This is a genomic window from Bacillus sp. LJBV19, assembly GCF_017797845.1.
GTDB classification, from domain to species: Bacteria; Bacillota; Bacilli; order Bacillales; family Bacillaceae; genus Bacillus; species Bacillus velezensis.
In genome coordinates this window covers 3,817,509-3,836,926 of sequence record NZ_CP072563.1, presented here as the reverse complement: position 1 = coordinate 3,836,926, position 19,418 = coordinate 3,817,509, and the positions used below count along the sequence as shown (strand labels likewise).

Here is a 19,418-nt window from a genome sequence, read left to right as displayed (position 1 = left end):
TACGGCAGCGTTCTCTATTAACTATAACGCTATGCCAAGTGAATGTCGATTTGATGCTCTTGGCAATACTTCGTATATTCCTCATCGAGCTGTTGAGAAGTGACAATGCTGTGAAGCCGGTCGAAAGGTGCGTATGTCAAAAGCGTGGATTTGCCGAATTTGGAATGATCCGCGAGCAGATACACTTCGTTCGCCTTTTCGGAAATTCTCTTTTTCACCTCGTATTCCAGTAAGTCGGAATTCGTCAGGCCGTGGGTGATCGTTGTCCCGGTAGCGGACATGAACGCCTTGTTAATGTTGTATTTATTGAGTGTGCTCGGATCATCAATGCCGACAAACGACCTTGTCTTCCGTTTGTAGTTATTGCCGATGATGATCAGGTCGATATTTTTCATGGATGAAGCCGCGTTAATAATATCAAGGCTGTTCGTCAAAACCGTTACATTCTTATCGGGATCAAGCGTCTCCAGCATCGATTTGGTCGTTGTGCCGGAATCAATAAACACAAGATCGTGATCCTCGATAAACCGTGACGCATAGCGGGCGATTTTGATTTTTTCATCCTGATGTTGAATGGTGCGGTTCTCAAAAGGGACGAGCACAGATTTTTCGGCTGATGTCACGCCGCCGTACACCTTTTTGATAACCCCTTTTTCCGCAAGCTTATTAATATCGCGTCTGACCGTGTTTTTAGAGACATTGAATACCTCGCACAGCTCATCCAGCGAAGTGGCTCCGTGTTTGAGAATGTATTCTTCCATCTCCTGAATCCGCATCAGTTTCATAAAAAAACTCCTTCTAGAATTCTTAAAGTAATTAAAATATATAATAAACACCAGAAGTTAATCAATAGTTACTTAACAAATGATAAAAAAGAGGGTTCACACCGTACGATTCGACACGGTTCTCCAAGTTCCTGTTTTCCCGATCAAAAAAAGTATGATAAAAATAATGAAAAAATTTTGATTTTTTAGATTGACTTGAAGATGTGTTGGGCTTACAATGTAACCAAGAAATGACCAAAATATAACCTGTAAAATCAAAAGTGAAAGATGTAACCGTTTGCTTTTCCCGGTACATGACCAACTTTTACATGGGAAGATTGGGAGTCACCATCATTTTAGCATTTGTAAGCGTTTAATTCATGTCTTTTATATGTAAAAGATGAATATATTCATCCGTTATTATCCAGCTGAACAGGATGTTTACTATTTAAGGAGGCAATGAGAATGGCAGAGATCAGAAAACTGAAAAACTACATCAATGGTGAATGGGTTGAAAGTAAGACAGATCAATATGAAGACGTTGTCAATCCGGCTACAAAAGAAGTGATGTGCCAGGTTCCGATTTCTACGCGGGAGGATGTGGAATACGCCGTACGCTCAGCGTCAGAGGCGTTTCAAACATGGTCAAAGACGGCAGTGCCGCGCCGTGCGAGAATTCTATTTAACTATCAGCAGCTTCTCCAGCAGAACAAAGAAGAGCTTGCCCGTCTGATCACTTTGGAAAACGGTAAAAACACGACAGAAGCACTCGGTGAAGTGGGACGCGGAATTGAAAACGTCGAATTCGCAGCGGGCGCGCCGTCACTCATGATGGGCGATTCACTTGCCTCTATTGCGACGGATGTAGAGGCGGCGAATTACCGCTATCCGATCGGGGTGGTCGGCGGTATCGCACCGTTCAACTTCCCGATGATGGTTCCGTGCTGGATGTTCCCGATGGCGATTTCATTAGGAAACACGTTCATTCTGAAGCCGTCTGAGCGCACGCCGCTGTTAACGGAAAAACTGGCAGAGCTGTTTGAACAGGCCGGTCTGCCGAAGGGCGTCTTCAATGTCGTGCACGGCGCGCATGACGTCGTAAACGGCGTTCTTGAACATCCGGATATTAAAGCCATCTCATTCGTCGGTTCAAAACCTGTCGGCGAGTATGTTTTCAAAAAAGGCAGCGAACATTTGAAACGCGTGCAGGCGTTAACGGGCGCGAAAAACCATACGATCGTGTTAAATGACGCCCACCTTGAAGATACGGTGACAAACATTATCGGCGCGGCATTCGGTTCGGCAGGAGAGCGCTGTATGGCATGCGCGGTTGTGACGGTTGAAGAGGGAATCGCCGATGAGTTTATGGCGAAATTACAGGAAAAAGCAGCGGACATCAAGATCGGAAACGGACTGGATGACGGCGTGTTCTTAGGCCCGGTCATCCGCGAGGACAACAAAAAACGCACGCACAGCTATATTGAAAAAGGCATCGAAGAAGGAGCGAGACTTCTTTGTGACGGACGTGAACACGCAACGGAAGACGGCTATTTCGTCGGACCGACGATTTTTGACAACGTGACGACGGATATGACGATTTGGAAAGATGAAATCTTTGCGCCCGTTCTGTCGGTCATCCGCGTGAAAAACTTAAAAGAAGCGGTTGACATCGCCAACCAGTCTGAATTTGCGAACGGCGCGTGTCTGTTCACTTCAAATGCGAACGCGATCCGCTACTTCCGTGAGAATATTGACGCGGGAATGCTCGGAATCAACCTTGGCGTGCCGGCTCCGATGGCATTCTTCCCGTTCTCTGGCTGGAAGTCTTCTTTCTTCGGCACATTGCACGCAAACGGAAAGGACAGCGTTGACTTCTATACACGTAAAAAAGTCGTGACGGCACGATACCCGTCTCCTGACTTCAATTGATCTGACAGCCGGCCCGGACGGCTTTGTGATTCCGTCCGGGTTTTCTTTTACCATCAATTAAGGAGGAATAAACATGAGTCATTTGCTGCGCAAACCGCAGACCGATGAGATTTCTCAAGGCGTGAACATCATACATGACGTCACTTCAGCCAATTCAGACCTCAAATACGTCGGATTCAAAGTCGTTGACCTCACTCCCGGTTCCACATATACAGAAGATTTGAAAAAGATGGAGTGCTGCATCGTTGCGGTAACGGGAAAAATCACCGTCACTGATTATGATCAGACATTTGAAAGCATCGGCACCCGTGAAAGCGTATTTGATAGAAAACCAACGGACAGCGTTTATGTGTCCAATGACCGCTCTTTTGGAATCACAGCCGTCAGCGGGGCGAGGGTCGCGCTGTGCTATTCTCCGTCCGAACACCAGCTTCCGACAAAGCTGATTAAAGCGGAAGAGAACGGTGTGGAACATCGCGGCAAGCTGGCAAACAAACGAACCGTTCATAATATTCTCCCCGATTCAGATCCATCGGCAAACAGCCTTCTCGTTGTTGAAGTTTACACGGACAGCGGCAACTGGTCGAGCTACCCGCCTCATAAACATGACCAAGACAATCTGCCGGCTGAATCCTTTTTAGAAGAAACCTATTACCATGAAACGGACCCGCCGCAGGGGTTTGTCTTCCAGCGTGTGTACACGGACGACCGCTCGATTGACGAGACGATGACCGCAGAAAATGAAAACGTTGTCATCGTGCCGGCGGGCTATCACCCGGTTGGTGTTCCGGACGGGTATACCTCTTACTACCTGAATGTAATGGCGGGACCGACACGAAAATGGAAGTTTCATAATGATCCGGCCCATGAATGGATCCTGGAACGCTAACAAGTGAGGAGTGGCAGATAACGATGAAATATACATTTAATGAAGAAAAAGAGTTTGATATTGTCGCGATCGGGCGCGCGTGTATTGATTTGAACGCGGCGGAATACAACCGGCCGATGGAAGAAACGATGACGTTTTCTAAATATGTCGGCGGCTCCCCGGCAAATATTGCGATCGGCAGCGCCAAGCTCGGATTAAAAGCCGGTTTTATCGGCAAAATCCCGGATGATCAGCACGGCAGATTCATCGTTTCTTATATGCAGGGAAAGGGCGTTGATACGTCACAAATGACCGTTGACAGAGAAGGGCGCAAAGCCGGGCTCGCTTTTACGGAAATTCTCAGTCCCGAAGAGTGCAGCATTCTGATGTACCGGGATGACGTGGCGGATTTGTATCTTGAGCCGTCCGAAGTCAATGAAGGCTACATCGCAAACGCGAAAATGCTGCTCGTGTCAGGCACGGCGCTTGCGAAAAGCCCGTCGCGCGAAGCCGTCTTAAAAGCGGTGCATATCGCAAAAAAACATGACGTAAAAGTCGTGTTTGAGCTCGACTACCGTCCGTATACATGGCAATCGGCAGAAGAAACAGCCGTGTACTACACGCTGGCGGCGGAACAATCCGATATCGTCATCGGTACACGTGACGAATTTGACGTAATGGAAAACCGCAGCGGCGGAGATAACGATGAAACCGTCCGCCATTTGTTTGCGCACTCCGCTGACCTTGTCGTCATTAAGCACGGCGTTGACGGATCATACGCATACAGCAGATCGGGAGAAGTTTTCCGGGCGCATGCCTATAAAACAAAGGTGCTGAAGACCTTCGGTGCGGGTGATTCCTATGCGTCAGCCTTCATCTACGGACTTGTCAGCGGCCGGGATATTGAAACGGCTTTAAAATACGGGAGCGCTTCCGCTTCCATCGTCGTCAGCAAACACAGCTCCTCAGAAGCAATGCCGGCTGCCGGTGAAATCATCGAACTGATTGAAGCGCAGCACAGTCTTAACGGTAAATAGAACGTATAAAAGGTGGGATCGTTTGTGGGTAAGACAATTCGCTTAACGACAGCACAAGCGCTGATTAAATTCTTGAACCGGCAGTACATTCATGTTGACGGAAAAGAAGAGCCGTTCGTTGAGGGCATCTTCACGATTTTCGGCCACGGAAATGTGTTGGGGATCGGGCAGGCGCTTGAGCAGGACGCCGGGCACCTGAAAGTCTATCAAGGCAAAAACGAACAAGGCATGGCGCATGCCGCGATGGCATACAGCAAGCAGATGCTGAGAAGAAAAATTTACGCGGTATCGACATCTGTCGGTCCGGGTGCCGCTAACTTGACGGCTGCCGCGGGTACGGCGCTGGCCAATAATATCCCGGTGCTGCTGCTTCCGGCCGATACCTTTGCGACGAGGCAGCCTGACCCGGTGCTTCAGCAGGTGGAGCAGGAATACAGTGCCGCCGTCACGACAAACGATGCGTTAAAGCCCGTGTCCCGCTATTGGGACCGCATTACCCGCCCCGAGCAGCTGATGAGCAGCTTAATCCGGGCGTTTGAAGTGATGACAGATCCGGCAAAAGCGGGCCCGGCGACAATCTGCATTTCTCAGGATGTAGAGGGAGAAGCATTTGATTTTGATGAAAGCTTCTTTGAAAAACGCGTTCATTACATTGACCGGATGCAGCCGAGCGAGCGTGAGCTGAAAGGCGCCGCGGAGAGAATTAAGGAGAGCAGCCGTCCCGTCATTTTAGTGGGCGGAGGCGCGAAGTACTCCGGCGCGCGTGAGGAATTAATCGCGCTTTCTGAAACATACGGCATTCCGCTTGTCGAAACGCAGGCCGGCAAGTCAACGGTTGAAGCCGATTTCGCCTACAATCTGGGCGGCATGGGCATCACGGGCACACTCGCCGCAAACAAAGCCGCCCGCCAGGCTGATCTGATCATCGGTGTCGGCACACGGTACACGGACTTTGCGACATCCTCGAAAACGGCGTTTGATTTTGACAAAGCAAAATTTTTGAATATCAACGTCAGCCGCATGCAGGCTTACAAGCTTGACGCGTTTCAGGTCGTAGCCGATGCGAAAGTGACGCTCGGCAGACTGCACGGCTTATTAGACGGATATAAAAGTGCATTCGGCACGGCGATTAAAGATTGGAAAGATGAATGGCTGGCTGAACGGGATCGGCTCGGCAAGGTCACTTTTACACGTGATGCGTTCGAACCGGAAATTAAGAACCATTTCTCACAGGACGTGTTAAACGAGTATGCCGACGCGCTCGAGACTGAGCTGCCGCAAACAACGGCGCTGTTGACCATCAATGACACGATTCCTGAAGACAGCGTCGTCATCAGTTCGGCGGGATCTCTTCCTGGAGATTTGCAGCGGCTGTGGCATTCCAACGTCCCGAATACGTACCACCTCGAGTACGGCTATTCCTGCATGGGGTATGAGGTATCGGGCACGCTCGGCCTCAAGCTGGCCCATCCCGACAAAGAAGTCTATTCACTCGTCGGCGACGGAAGCTTTCTGATGCTGCACTCAGAGCTGATTACCGCGCTTCAATATAACAAAAAAATCAATGTCCTGCTTTTTGACAACTCGGGATTCGGCTGTATCAACAACCTGCAGATGGATCACGGGAGCGGCAGTTATTTCTGCGAGTTCCGCACAGAGGACAATCAGATTTTAAACGTTGATTACGCGAAGGTGGCAGAGGGCTACGGCGCTAAAACATACAGAGCCAATACGGTTGAAGAACTGAAAGCGGCGCTTGAAGATGCGAAAACGCAAGACGTATCCACTTTAATTGAAATGAAGGTTCTGCCGAAAACGATGACGGACGGCTATGACAGCTGGTGGCATGTCGGCGTGGCGGAAGTGTCGGAGCAGGAAAGTGTTCAGCGGGCATACGAAGCGAAAGAGATGAAGCTGAAGTCTGCGAAGCAGTACTAGAGGGGAGGCATCACGATGGGCAAACAAGATATTCTGTGGGGCATCGCTCCCATTGGGTGGCGCAATGACGATATGCCGGAAATCGGAGCCGGGAATACGCTGCAGCATTTGTTAAGCGATATTGTTGTCGCCGGCTTTCAAGGTACGGAAGTGGGAGGGTTTTTCCCTGAACCCTCCGTCCTCAATAAGGAGCTGGCTCTCCGGAACTTACGGATTGCGGGGAAATGGTTCAGCAGCTTTATCATTCAAGACGGTATTGAAAAAACGGCTGAACAATTTACAGAACACTGTGATTATTTGCAGAAAGTCGGAGCGGATGTCACCACCGTTTCTGAACAGACGTACAGTGTTCAAGGCTTGGACATTGATGTATTTAAGAAAAAACCGCACTTCACAGATGAAGAATGGGATACGCTGTGCCAGGGCTTGAACCGTCTCGGGAAAATCGCTGACGAATACGGGCTGGACATGGTTTTTCATCATCATCTCGGCACAGGCGTCCAGACGGCGGAAGAAGTTGACCGGCTGATGGATGGAACGGACCCGCGGTATGTCCATTTACTTTATGATACCGGGCATGCCTATATCTCGGACGGAGACTATATGACGATTCTCAACAAGCATATGGATCGGATCAGACACGTTCATTTCAAGGACGCGCGGTTTGACATTATGGAGCGGTGCAGACAGGAAGGCAAGTCATTCAGGCAGTCGTTTTTACAAGGCATTTTTACGGTTCCCGGAGACGGATGCATCGATTTTACCGAAGTGTACCGAGCGCTCGTCCGTCATGATTATTCAGGCTGGATCGTCATCGAAGCCGAACAAGACCCGGCAGTCGCCAATCCGCTTGAGTACGCGCTGATTGCGAGAAAGTACATCGACAGTGAGCTGCTTGATCCTGCAAATTAGAGGGGGACTTATATGAATAATGCCAAGGCGGAATCAGCTTTCAGCAAAAGGACCATCGCCGCAGCATTAGCCAATTACATTGATGCAGGTTCCATTGTGGCAGGATCAGCGGGTTTATCTATGTGGGTCAGCTATTTAAAGCTGTCCGACAGCCAGATCGGATTGCTCGGCGCCTTCAGCGCAAACGCGATATCAGCGGCCATCGGAGCGCTGCTCGGCGGGTATTTGGCTGATAAGGTCGGCCGAAAAGCTGTATACACAAACAGTATGCTCGTCTACGCCTTAGGAATTTGTTTGGTTTTGTTTGGATTCAACTTTCCCATGCTGTTATGCGGATACATGATTATCGGGATTTCTGTAGGCGCGGATATTACGGCTTCATGGACCATTATCGCGGAAAACGCCCCCGAGAAAAACCGGGCGAGGCATTGCGGAGTGGCGCAGGTGGCGTGGGCCGCAGGAGCCGTTGTGGTTCTGCTGTTATCCGTTTTGGTCGGTGACCTCGGGCTTTTAGGAAATAAAATTGTCTTTGCGCATCTATTGGTGATCGCCCTGATCACATATGTGATAAGAAAGCGTTTACCTGAGTCGGATGCCTGGAAAAACAGTGAAGAGCGGCCTGCCGCCGTGAAAAAAACATCTTATTTTGACCTGCTTCAGCCGAAATTTTTCAAGAACATTTTGTTTTTAATGGGTGTGTTTCTCGTATGGAATCTCGCAGCGGGCGTCATGGGATTCTTCATGCCGTACATCTACCAGCAGGTCGGCGGCGTATCCGCAAATACGGCCAACATTCTGCAGATGGCCCTGTTTATCTTCACCGGGCTCGGCGTCGCCTGTATCTTCATGCCTTTTGCAGATAAATATCGGAAAACGGTGTTCGGAATCTGCGCCTTTATGGCCGTTGTCGGCTGGTCGCTGTTTTTACTGCCGTTTCAGGGGCTCCCGATGCTGCTTTTGTTTGTTTTAGCGATCGGCATCAATAACGGAGCCGGCCAGCAGGCGAACTACCAGCTGTGGGCAAGCGAGCTGTTCCCGACAGAATACAGAGCGTCAGCACAAGGGCTCATGTTCTTTCTCGTCCGTATTTCAATCGGCATTTGGAGTTTATTTGTGCCGGTCATCATGTCACAATTCGGCATCGGTTTTATGGCCGGTATTCTGCTCATATGTGTGACGGCCAGTATGATCATCGGACTTGTCTTCGCGCCGAATACGTCCGGCAAGTCGCTTGAACAGATACAGGAGGAACTTTACGGCGCTCCTCAGGACGGCAGCGAGAAAAGAAAGACGAGAACCATTATTTGATTATCAGAAGGAGTGGCGATCAATGAATTTACGTATAGGTGTTATCGGAACCGGTGCTATCGGAAAAGAGCACATCAACCGCATCACAAATAAACTGTCCGGAGCAGAAATTACCGCTGTCACAGATGTGAATCAGGAGGCCGCGCAGCAGACCGTTCAGGATTTCAATTTGAATGCCTCCGTTTATCCTGATGACGACAGCCTCCTCGCTGCTGAAAATGTGGATGCCGTCTTAGTGACAAGCTGGGGCCCGGCTCACGAGTCCAGCGTTTTGAAAGCGATTCAGCACGGCAAGCACGTGTTTTGTGAAAAGCCGCTTGCGACAACGGCAGAAGGCTGTATGCGCATTGTCGAGGAAGAAATGAAGACGGGAAAACGATTGGTGCAGGTAGGTTTTATGCGCAGATATGACAGCGGTTACGTTCAGCTGAAAGAAGCGATCGATAACCGCGTGGTCGGCGAGCCGCTGATGATTCACTGTGCGCACCGCAACCCGACAGTCGCATCGAATTATTCAACGGACATGGCCGTCGTCGATACGCTCGTTCATGAAATTGATGTCCTCCACTGGCTCGTCAATGACGACTATGAATCCGTACAGGTCATCTATCCGAAGAAATCAAAAAATGCGCTGCCGCATCTGAAAGATCCGCAGATGGTCATCATCGAAACAAAAGGCGGCATCGTCATCAATGCCGAAATCTACGTGAACTGTAAATACGGCTATGACATTCAATGTGAGATCGTCGGGGAAGACGGTGTTATCAAGCTTCCGGAACCATCAAGCATCAGCTTGAGAAAAGAAGGGACATTCAGCACCGATATCCTGATGGATTGGCAGCGCCGATTTGTGGCTGCGTATGATGTGGAAATTCAAGACTTCATTGATTCGATCCGGAAAAAAGGCGAAGTCAGCGGTCCGACGGCATGGGACGGTTATATTGCCGCGGTGACAACAGACGCGTGCGTAAAAGCTCAGGAATCCGGGCAGAAAGAGCCTGTGGCGCTGCAAGAGAAACCGGCATTCTACCAATCATTTACGACTGTGAACAAATAATAGATCGGGAGTGAAAGAAATGAAACTGGCCTTAGATCCATCCATGTACCGCGATGATTTAACGTTAGAGGAAATGGTCTATAAAACGGCGGAGCTCGGATATGAATATATCGAATTGTCCCCGCGCGAGGATTTTTGTCCTTTCTACAAATATCCGAAAGTCGATTCAGCAAAAATCAAACAATTGAAGCGCCTTTTAAAGGATACAGGTGTGAAGCTGTCCTCTCTTCTTCCGCTTTACCACTGGGCGGGTCCAGATGAAGACCGCCGACAGGCCGCCGTGCGCAACTGGAAACGGGCGATCGAAATTGCGGTTGAACTTGAAGTGGATTTGATGAACAGTGAATTCAGCGGTTCAAAATATGATCCTTTGACAAGTGAAGAAAAATTTATCAAATCCATGGATGAACTGCTGCCCGTTTTTGAAAAAGAAGGCGTTAAACTCAATCTTCAGGCTCACCCATACGATTTTATCGAAACGCACAAAGGCGCGATGGATATGATCCGCGCGCTTGACAAGGATTGGATCAATCTTGTCTACTCGACTGCGCATACGTTCTTCTATGATGACGGAAAAGGCGATATTGCGACCATGTTTGATGAAGCCGGCGACCGCCTTACACATGTTTTATTTGCAGATACTTTTAATCATAAAGCGGCGCACGGCCTGCGTTACATCGTCAACCCGCCTGATGCGAAAGTAACGGTTCACCAGCATTTGGACATCGGGCAAGGCGAGGTCGATTTTGAGACGATTTTCAGAAAGATGAGAGAGATGAAATTCGACGGAATTGCGACGAACGCCGTTTTTGCTTGGGTCGGCGAAAGAGCGGATGAATCAAGCCGGACCACGCTTAAGAAATTAAAGGAAGAACTGGGTATGGCATAAGCTGAGTACGGAGTTCGGCGGAGCGGGGCAAAAAAGCCCTCCAGCCGGACTCCCTTCATATCGAAAACGCGGATGGGAGAGGCTGACATGAAACTTTGCTTTAATGAAGCGACTACGCTGGAGAATTCAAACCTGAAACAGGATTTAGAACTGTGCGAAAAGCACGGCTATGATTATATTGAAATCCGCACAATGGATAAGCTGCCGGAATACTTAAAAGACCATTCACTGTCCGATCTGGCGGAATATTTTCGAACCCATCACATTAAACCGCTTGCCCTGAACGCACTGGTTTTCTTCAACAACCGTGATGAGAAGGGCTATAGGGAGATCATTTCGGAATTCAAAAGCATGATGGAAACCTGCAGGACGCTCGGCGTGAAATACGTAGTGGCCGTGCCGCTTGTGACAGAGCGGAAAATCTTGAAAGAAGAGATCAAAAAGAGCAGCGCAGAGGTGCTGACTGAGCTTTCGGACATCGCGGAGCCGTACGGCGTAAACATTGCCCTTGAATTTGTCGGCCATCCGCAATGCACGGTCAATACATTTGAACAGGCGTATGACATCGTGAACGCTGTCGGCCGCGATAATGTCGGACTGGTGTTTGACAGCTTCCATTTCCACGCGATGGGCTCCAATATTGAGAGTTTGAAGCAGGCGGACGGAAAGAAAATTTTCATCTATCATATCGACGATACAGAGGACTTCCCGATCGGCTTTTTAACGGATGAAGACCGCGTCTGGCCTGGACAGGGTGCGATTGACTTAGACGCCCATCTGTCAGCGTTAAAAGAAATCGGATTCAATGATGTTGTCTCCGTAGAGCTGTTCAGACCTGAATATTATAAGCTGACTGCGGAGGAAACGATCAAAACGGCAAAGGAAACAACGGAAGCCGTCGTATCAAAATACTTCATGAAGGAGGCGTGAACATGGCTTTTGTCACCATGAAACATCTTCTTGCAGAAGCGAAACGGGAGCATTATGCAGTCGGCCAGTTTAATATCAACGGCCTCCAATGGACGAAGGCGATTCTGCAAGCGGCGCAAAAGGAGCAATCGCCGGTCATCGCCGCGGCTTCCGATCGTCTGGTCGACTATTTAGGCGGATTTAAAACGATTTCCGCCATGGTCGGCGCGTTAATAGAAGAAATGGCGATTACCGTTCCCGTTGTGCTCCATCTTGATCACGGAAGCAGTGCGGAACGCTGCAGACAGGCCATTGACGCCGGATTCAGCTCAGTGATGATTGACGGCTCCCATCATCCGATTGATGAGAACATCGCGATGACAAAAGAAGTCGCCGATTATGCGGCAAAGCAAGGCGTCTCAGTAGAAGCAGAAGTCGGCACGGTCGGCGGCATGGAAGACGGGCTGGTCGGCGGGGTCCGCTATGCCGATATCGCCGAATGTGAGCGGATCGTCAAAGAAACCAATATCGACGCGCTGGCCGCCGCCCTCGGCTCCGTCCACGGCAAATATCAGGGCGAGCCGAATCTCGGATTTAAGGAAATGGAGGAAATCTCCCGCATGACTGATATTCCTCTCGTTCTTCACGGAGCATCCGGGATTCCGCAGGATCAGGTCAAAAAAGCCATCACGCTCGGCCACGCGAAAATCAATATCAACACGGAATGTATGGTAGCCTGGACAGACGAAACACGCCGCATGTTTCAGGAAAACGGCGATCTGTACGAACCGCGCGGCTACATGTCACCCGGCATTGAAGCCGTGGAAGAGACAGTGCGAAGCAAAATGAGAGAGTTCGGATCAGCCGGTAAAGCCGTAAAACAGCAGGTCGGCTGATGAAAAGCACTCACAACATTGTGAGTGCTTTCGTCTTTTCGTTTATTTCCTTCTTGCGTTTCACCAAAGTATCACAATCAAATCAACCTGTTCAACCTTTACAGGCCCTTTCAATCCAAGCGAATTGTATACAGCTTGCCCCCTCGTTTACTATAGTTATGAAAACTAGAATTCGTTATTATCCTTTTCTTTATCGATGATGTCGGTAACTTTCTTTTTTGTTGAAATAATCTATAAGTCATAAGTTTATACCGCATATACCCTACGTAAGGTCTCGTTTAGTAAAACTTCTTATTCCGTAAACCAGGAGACCGAGACACGTTATTACCATAATTGAGTAAAACAGGAAATTTGATTGAATCGGTGATTCATCTTCGGGTGACATTGCTAACATAGGCTGTGTCCATGGATATACTTGACCTAATGGTGTACTGGCAATAATAATGGCCGGTAATGTAAAAACAATGCTAACAGCGAGTGGTATGCCAAATGTTTTAGACCTGATTGAAACAATAAGCTGCAATAAAATTAATGGTAAACAAGCTAAGATCCCTCTAATTCCATAACCTAGAATTGTAAGTAAAGGAAGACTCCCGCTTATGCCTAACATATAACCGAATCCAATAAATAAGAGGATTAAAATGGACATACTAATGAATATCATGCGGACCACTGTTAGAAACTTTCCCAGAAAGATATCTGAGTGTTTGACTGGTAAGGCTAGAAGCTGTTTCCAACCGCCTCCTGCGTGTTCCCCCCTGCAAACAAGGGCGGCGAAAATTCCCACTACGATAGGCAATACAAAAGGGCCCATAAATAAGGCAACTTGTGTCCAAGCCTCTACCCAGGGATTGTCTCCGGGATTCATAAAAAGGTTATAGTTTTTAATAAAGTTAGTGTATGCCAGGGATACACCTAACAAAGGCCCTAATAAGTAGATGATCCATAACTTTGATCGCTTAAGCTTTAAACGTTCTACAAATAAAATGTTTTTCAAGTATTTCGCCTCCTTTTTACAAAGCATCCCGTTTAGCAAAATGAATAGAGCCTAGAAATAATATAATTATCCCTAAGAAAAGGCTAATGCAAAGGTAAGATGAAAGATCTGGGTTATATCCTATACCTTCATACTGCAGAATGACTGTCGAAGATTGACTAGGATAAGCCAGCGGAAACCATCTCGTTGATTGAGCAGCTGCCAAAAACAAACCCATTATAGATGATACTGATCCTACAAGAATTGAGAATGCTTGGTTGCTAAACACCATAGATAACCATATCTGGAATGCCATTATAGGCAGTACTGTAACTAACATGCTGTAACTATCTCCAAACAAAAGTCCCCAAGGTACACTACCTTCGAATCCTACCAGTTTGCCCAGCAGTACCATGCCGAGCAAGAAGATTGTTGACGAAATAAATAAACTGACTACTAAGCAAATAAATTTACTTACATAAATTCGCATTCTAGATACAGGAAAAGAAAGGGTTTGCTTCCATCCGTTTGCTTGATGCTCTATATTTGCTATTATTGACGCAGAAAGTGTGGCGGCTAATGGAAAACCCAGACCAAATAACAAACTGTTATCATACAGTAAATACATCCACATTGATCCAGCATGGAACATTTCAGCTTGTTTTTCCACGTATTCAGATCGATAAGTAAGATTTACCAACTCATATGCTATAATGAGTAAGGGAACCAATAAGACTACAATCAATAACGACGAACGTTTCAGTTTTAATTGATCTGCCCATAATAACTTTTTCATAGACTTCCCTCTGTACCGGTTAATTCTAAAAAAATATCCTCAAGTGATCGTGTCTTTTCTTCAAGTCGAAATACAGACAGCCCTGAATGAAGAAGTATGGAATTGATTTCTGAAACGAATTCCGGTTCTGTTTGAGACAGCCACAAATCATTTTTGTGTAAATCAACCTTTAATCCTTTCCTGTTTAATATTGTTTTTGCTTCGATTACGTCACTAACACCGACTTTTAATAGTGGTTTTCGTTTTTGATGTAAACTTGCAATCGAGTCCTGAAAAATCATTTTTCCATTGTTGATAATTCCCACTTGAGTAGCCATTTGATCTATTTCACTCAATAAGTGGCTGGATACAATAACACTCATTCCCGATTTAGGCAATTCTTTAATTAGCTCTCTTATTTCTTGGATACCGGATGGATCTAAACCATTTGTCGGTTCATCCAGAATTAATAAATCAGGACTGCTTAACAGGGCAACTGCAATTCCCAAACGTTGTTTCATTCCAAGGGAATACTCCTTAGTCAGTCGATTTGCTACTTTAGATAACCTTACAGTTTCCAATACTTCATTGACCCGTTGTTCCGGAAGTCCTCGTAACCTCCTAACAGCTTCTAAGTTTTCGTAACCTGTTAAATTACCATAATAAGTTGGAGATTCTACCAGTGACCCGATTCTTTGCAATATCTGCAAACGATTCTTGTTTAGGTTTTGGCCAAAGATTTCGATGTTTCCTTTTGTTGGTTTAATTAAACCTAATAACATTCGGATGGTTGTTGTTTTACCAGCACCATTCGGTCCAAGAAAACCATAAATTTCGCCACGCCTAATCCTTAAGTTTAACCCATCAACAGAAGTATGCTTTTTATACTTTTTAGTCAGATCGTGTGTTACCACTATTTGATCATTCATTTGTCTCTCACCTCACTTTTATCATAAGCGATGTTCTTTAAACACAAACGAAACTCTTCCTAAACATTCACTTAACGACATCCATGGTTTATTGACTGCATATAGTAAAATTGATTATTTGATAAGAATATTCTGAAATCTAAACAAAAGCTAAATTCTTTCCTTTTCCAACTCTTATGTATTCGATTTCATTTAAAATGAGAAAAAAAGGAGGGTAACTTATGACGTTAGAAGAGAACAAAATCCTCATGGTGGATGATGACGAACATATCTTAAACTTATTAATAACTTGCTTTGAAAAGGAAGGTTTCAGCAATATTTCCACAGCTATGACAGGGAGCGAAACCCTTCTGAAAATCGATCAGGAACTTCCAAATATTATTTTATTAGATGTCATGCTTCCGGACACTGATGGCTTCACCTTATGCAGCAAAATACGCTCGCATACAAATGTGCCGATACTCTTCTTAACGGCAAAAACAACAGATTTAGATAAATTGCAAGGGTTTAGTTTTGGGGGAGATGACTATATTACTAAACCATTTAATCCACTAGAAATTGTAGCTCGTGTAAAAGCCCAATTAAAGAGAACGACTCAACTCTCTTCTTCTTACCCTCTAAAACAGGTATACGATTATGAATATTTTAAAATAGATCCCAATACCGGAAGACTTGTTGTTAACGGGACAAGAATAGATTGCCCTGCTCAGGAAATGAAACTTCTGATTTATTTCTGTGAACATCCCAATCAAATTTTAAGTAAACACCAAATTTATAAAGATGTGTGGGGGGAGTTTTATGGCGGAGATAGTACTGTAATGGTACATGTAAGACGATTACGTGAAAAATTAGAGGAAGACCCGAGCAGACCTAGATGGATTAAAACGGTTCGAGGACAGGGCTATATATTTGAAGCAGAGCCTATAGATGAGGATTTATTTTGAAGCTGAGAAATAGGATAGCATTTTACTTCGTATCGAGACTTTTTTTACTCATGTTTATTTGGGGTCTGCTCATTGTGGGCAGTATCATATTTTTCAGCCTCGTCTTAGGTCAGAATAAAATGGAAACGCCGCACTTATCCTTAAAAAAAATTGTTGACCAAACAGTTGTTGCAGATAAACAATTTTCAATAAATACGAAAGCAAAAGAAGATTTATTAGAGAACCGGATGTGGATTCAAATTTTAGATGAACAAGGAGATGAGGTTTTTTCTTTTAATAAACCTCAAAATATACCTAAGCATTATATTCTTGGAGAGTTAATATCAGATTACATGTATCCTGCCAAAAAAGGTTATCAATTATCTACGTGGTATGAAACGAAAAACAATCAGGATTTAACATGGGTATTGGGAAAGCCGATGGAAAAAAATAACCCTTTTTTCTATTGGGTGAATAACTTGTGGATTGTTTCTATTATTATGGCAGGGATTGTCATTGCAATATTTTACGGAAAAAAACTAGGTGCTCCCCTGCTGTTTATTGTATCTTGGATTGAGAATTTGTCTAAAGAAAAATATGAAGAACCTTATGATTGGAAGTTTCATTCAAGCAAATATAGACATAATAAATCTGGATATAAGACCTATCAAGAATTAATGCAGGCTCTGTCTGAACTTACCTCAACGCTTCAAAGGAATAAGGCTGAGCGAGAATTATTGGAAAAGACACGAGAAGAGTGGATGGCCGGTGTCTCACATGATTTAAAAACCCCTCTTTCGGTTATTAAGGGATATACGGTTCTTTTATCTTCAAATGAATATGAGTGGGAAAATCAGCAAGTGCGTGATTTTTCCTTAATAATGGAAGAACGTGTCGAATATATGGAAAAGCTGATTGAAGATTTCAACTTAACTTTTCAATTGAAAAATGAGTCGCTTCCAATCCATCTTGAAGAAAAAAACGTAGTGAAAGTAATTCATGACACTTTAGAAAAAATGAAGCTGCTACCGGAGTCAGAAAATAAGAGATTCGCTTTAGAATCCAGTCACAATAAGATACTTTTTAATATGGATGAAAGGTACCTAAAGCGCGCAGTTGAAAACTTGATTGCTAATTGTATTAAACATAATCCTCCGGGCACTAAAATAAAGGTCATATTATATCAGGACGTGTTACATGACAATGAAATACAAATTATAATAGAAGACGATGGGATAGGAATGGACGAAGAGACGGTTGAATGTTTATTTGATCGGTATTTCAGAGGGATAAGCGCTTCGTCAAATAACTCAGGGACTGGATTAGGAATGGCTATTGCTCAACAAATTATCAAGGCACATGGGGGAAATATTGATATATATAGTCAGCCGGGAGTTGGCACAAGATTTAAAATGACCTTTCCGAGTTCGCCATCTAAGTATAACAATGTCAATTAGAAATAATCGATCTTACATTGAGAAAGGGAGAAGCGGGTCTTTTATAAAGGCCCGCTTTCTCATGTTGCAGAGAACCGATGAAAGCATTATGATGGGGGCATCAAATAATGAGGGCTCCGAAAAGCCGTATCCTTTTGGAGGATGGTTGCATGAATAAAATCATGATTGTGGAAGATAGTGAAGACATTCGCGGACTATTGCAGAATTACCTTGAAAAATACGGATATCAAACCGTGGCCGCCGCGGATTTCACGGCTGTTCTTGATGTTTTTTTGCGGGAAAAGCCTGATGTGGTGCTGCTTGATATCAATCTGCCGTCTTATGACGGCTATTATTGGTGCCGCCAGATCCGCCAGCATTCTACAAGCCCGATCATTTTTATCTCAGCCAGAAGCGGGGAAATGGATCAGGTGATGGCGATTGAAAACGGCGGAGATGATTATATCGAAAAACCGTTTTCTTATGATATTGTGCTGGCGAAAATCAAAAGCCAGATCCGCAGGGCATACGGAGAGTACGCTGCCAAGCAGGGAGAGAAAGTGGTTGAATATGCCGGTGTGCAGCTCTTTGTGGAACGGTTTGAACTGCGCTTTCAGGACGAAAAAAGCGAGCTTTCTAAAAAAGAAAGCAAGCTTTTGGAAGTGCTGCTGGAGCGGGGAGAAAAGGTGACGAGTCGGGACCGTCTCATGGAAAAAACGTGGGACACCGACATTTTCGTCGATGATAATACACTTAACGTGTATATCACGCGGCTCAGAAAAAAACTGCGGGAGCTGAATGCGCCTGTTTCCATTGAATCGGTGCGGGGCGAAGGCTACCAGCTGAGGGCGCTGTCATGAAGCTGTTTCTCCGGTCTCATGCCGTGCTGATTCTGCTTTTTCTCCTTCAAGGGCTGTTTGTTTTCTTTTATTACTGGTTTGCGGGTCTTCATTCTTTTTCCCACCTGTTTTACATATTGGGCGTGCAGCTTCTTATTTTGGCGGGTTATCTTGCCTATCGCTGGTACAAAGACCGCGGCGTGTATCATTGGCTCAGCTCGGAGCAGGAAGGGACGGACATCCCGTATCTCGGTTCTTCGGTGTTCTGTTCAGAGCTGTATGAAAAGCAGATGGAGCTGATCCGGCTGCAGCACCAGAAGCTTCATGAGACCGAAGCCAAGCTTGACGCGCGGGTGACGTATATGAATCAATGGGTGCACCAAGTAAAGACGCCGCTGTCGGTCATTAATTTAATCATTCAGGAAGAGGATGAGCCCGTCTTTGAACAAATCAAAAAAGAGGTTCGGCAGATTGAATTCGGGCTGGAGACGCTTCTTTATTCATCAAGGCTTGACATGTTTGAGCGGGATTTTAAAGTCGAAGCGGTTTCCTTATCAGAGCTTCTCCAATCAGTCATTCAAAGCTATAAACGATTCTTTATTCAATACCGCGTTTATCCGAAAATGGACATTCGCGATGATCATCAGATTTACACCGATGCGAAATGGCTCAAATTTGCGATCGGCCAAGTGGTCACAAATGCGGTCAAATATTCGGCAGGCAAGAGTGACAGACTTGAGCTGAATGTCTTCCGCGATGAAGACAGGACGGTGCTTGAAGTCAAAGATTACGGTGTCGGCATTCCCTCGCAAGATATCAAGCGGGTGTTTGACCCTTATTACACCGGCGAAAACGGGCGGCGTTTCCAAGAATCTACGGGGATCGGCCTCCATCTCGTCAAAGAAATTACGGGCAAGCTCAATCATACGGTGGACATCAGCTCGTCCCCCGGTGAAGGGACATCGGTCCGATTTTCATTTCTTACAAAAATGTAAGGCTGCGTTAAGAAAACAACATAGCTCGTTTTGTTTCC

General features: G+C 45.9%; 18 protein-coding genes. 14 read left to right on the top strand and 4 right to left on the bottom strand.

What is annotated here, in order from left to right; genetic code table 11:
- Positions 1-29: 29 nt before the first annotated feature.
- Complete coding sequence (locus J6600_RS18775; RefSeq protein WP_007614879.1) at positions 30-785, bottom strand: DeoR/GlpR family DNA-binding transcription regulator; 756 nt, start codon at positions 783-785, stop codon at positions 30-32.
- Positions 786-1,229: 444 nt separating this feature from the next.
- Here J6600_RS18775 and iolA point away from each other — a divergent pair, with 444 nt between their 5' ends.
- The 10 genes from iolA to fba all read left to right on the top strand — a co-directional run bounded on the left by iolA (position 1,230) and on the right by fba (position 12,507).
- Positions 1,230-2,693, top strand: a complete 1,464-nt coding sequence (iolA, locus tag J6600_RS18770; protein WP_209387765.1) for a methylmalonate-semialdehyde dehydrogenase — start codon at positions 1,230-1,232, stop codon at positions 2,691-2,693.
- A 73-nt stretch (positions 2,694-2,766) separates the two neighbouring features.
- Entirely contained in the window at positions 2,767-3,582 is an 816-nt protein-coding gene (gene iolB, locus J6600_RS18765) for a 5-deoxy-glucuronate isomerase (protein ID WP_209387764.1), read from the top strand.
- A 23-nt stretch (positions 3,583-3,605) separates the two neighbouring features.
- Positions 3,606-4,598, top strand: a complete 993-nt coding sequence (iolC, locus tag J6600_RS18760) for a 5-dehydro-2-deoxygluconokinase (RefSeq protein WP_029972986.1) — start codon at positions 3,606-3,608, stop codon at positions 4,596-4,598.
- Positions 4,599-4,622: 24 nt separating this feature from the next.
- Positions 4,623-6,536 (top strand): 3D-(3,5/4)-trihydroxycyclohexane-1,2-dione acylhydrolase (decyclizing), encoded by a 1,914-nt coding sequence (iolD, locus tag J6600_RS18755; RefSeq protein WP_209387763.1) that lies wholly within the window; start codon positions 4,623-4,625, stop codon positions 6,534-6,536.
- Positions 6,537-6,551: 15 nt separating this feature from the next.
- The gene (gene iolE / locus J6600_RS18750; protein ID WP_209387762.1) at positions 6,552-7,448 is read left to right on the top strand and encodes a myo-inosose-2 dehydratase; all 897 of its coding nucleotides are present in this window, start codon (positions 6,552-6,554) and stop codon (positions 7,446-7,448) included.
- A gap of 12 nt (positions 7,449-7,460) precedes the next feature.
- Positions 7,461-8,756, top strand: coding sequence for an MFS transporter (locus J6600_RS18745; protein WP_205161014.1), 1,296 nt, complete (start codon positions 7,461-7,463; stop codon positions 8,754-8,756).
- 22 nt (positions 8,757-8,778) lie between these two features.
- Positions 8,779-9,813 (top strand): bifunctional inositol 2-dehydrogenase/D-chiro-inositol 1-dehydrogenase, encoded by a 1,035-nt coding sequence (gene iolG / locus J6600_RS18740; RefSeq protein WP_014419289.1) that lies wholly within the window; start codon positions 8,779-8,781, stop codon positions 9,811-9,813.
- 19 nt (positions 9,814-9,832) lie between these two features.
- Positions 9,833-10,702 (top strand): sugar phosphate isomerase/epimerase family protein, encoded by an 870-nt coding sequence (locus tag J6600_RS18735; protein WP_007407833.1) that lies wholly within the window; start codon positions 9,833-9,835, stop codon positions 10,700-10,702.
- An 87-nt stretch (positions 10,703-10,789) separates the two neighbouring features.
- The gene (iolI, locus tag J6600_RS18730; RefSeq protein WP_209387761.1) at positions 10,790-11,632 is read left to right on the top strand and encodes a 2-keto-myo-inositol isomerase; all 843 of its coding nucleotides are present in this window, start codon (positions 10,790-10,792) and stop codon (positions 11,630-11,632) included.
- 2 nt (positions 11,633-11,634) lie between these two features.
- Positions 11,635-12,507 carry a class II fructose-1,6-bisphosphate aldolase gene (fba, locus tag J6600_RS18725; protein ID WP_209387760.1) on the top strand — a complete coding sequence of 291 codons (873 nt, stop codon included), beginning with the start codon at positions 11,635-11,637 and terminating at the stop codon, positions 12,505-12,507.
- 262 nt (positions 12,508-12,769) lie between these two features.
- Here fba and J6600_RS18720 read toward each other — a convergent pair whose 3' ends face one another.
- From J6600_RS18720 to J6600_RS18710, 3 genes are read right to left on the bottom strand one after another with little or no spacing between them, the layout of a single operon-like run.
- Positions 12,770-13,504 carry an ABC transporter permease gene (locus J6600_RS18720; protein ID WP_021494674.1) on the bottom strand — a complete coding sequence of 245 codons (735 nt, stop codon included), beginning with the start codon at positions 13,502-13,504 and terminating at the stop codon, positions 12,770-12,772.
- Positions 13,505-13,520: 16 nt separating this feature from the next.
- Positions 13,521-14,279 (bottom strand): ABC transporter permease, encoded by a 759-nt coding sequence (locus J6600_RS18715; protein WP_007614844.1) that lies wholly within the window; start codon positions 14,277-14,279, stop codon positions 13,521-13,523.
- Positions 14,276-15,187, bottom strand: a complete 912-nt coding sequence (locus tag J6600_RS18710) for an ABC transporter ATP-binding protein (RefSeq protein WP_209387759.1) — start codon at positions 15,185-15,187, stop codon at positions 14,276-14,278. The genes J6600_RS18715 and J6600_RS18710 overlap by 4 nt, the downstream gene beginning before the upstream one ends.
- Positions 15,188-15,408: 221 nt before the next feature.
- On the opposite strand from J6600_RS18710, the gene J6600_RS18705 reads away from it, so the two are divergent.
- From J6600_RS18705 to yxdK, 4 genes are all read left to right on the top strand, one after another.
- Positions 15,409-16,131 carry a response regulator transcription factor gene (locus tag J6600_RS18705; RefSeq protein WP_014419282.1) on the top strand — a complete coding sequence of 241 codons (723 nt, stop codon included), beginning with the start codon at positions 15,409-15,411 and terminating at the stop codon, positions 16,129-16,131.
- Entirely contained in the window at positions 16,128-17,567 is a 1,440-nt protein-coding gene (locus J6600_RS18700) for a sensor histidine kinase (RefSeq protein ID WP_209387758.1), read from the top strand. Before J6600_RS18705 ends, J6600_RS18700 begins: the two co-directional genes overlap by 4 nt.
- Before the next feature lie 149 nt (positions 17,568-17,716).
- Entirely contained in the window at positions 17,717-18,406 is a 690-nt protein-coding gene (gene yxdJ, locus J6600_RS18695) for a two-component system response regulator YxdJ (RefSeq protein WP_032875556.1), read from the top strand.
- The gene (gene yxdK, locus J6600_RS18690) at positions 18,403-19,380 is read left to right on the top strand and encodes a two-component system sensor histidine kinase YxdK (protein ID WP_209387757.1); all 978 of its coding nucleotides are present in this window, start codon (positions 18,403-18,405) and stop codon (positions 19,378-19,380) included. The genes yxdJ and yxdK overlap by 4 nt, the downstream gene beginning before the upstream one ends.
- Positions 19,381-19,418 lie beyond the last annotated feature (38 nt).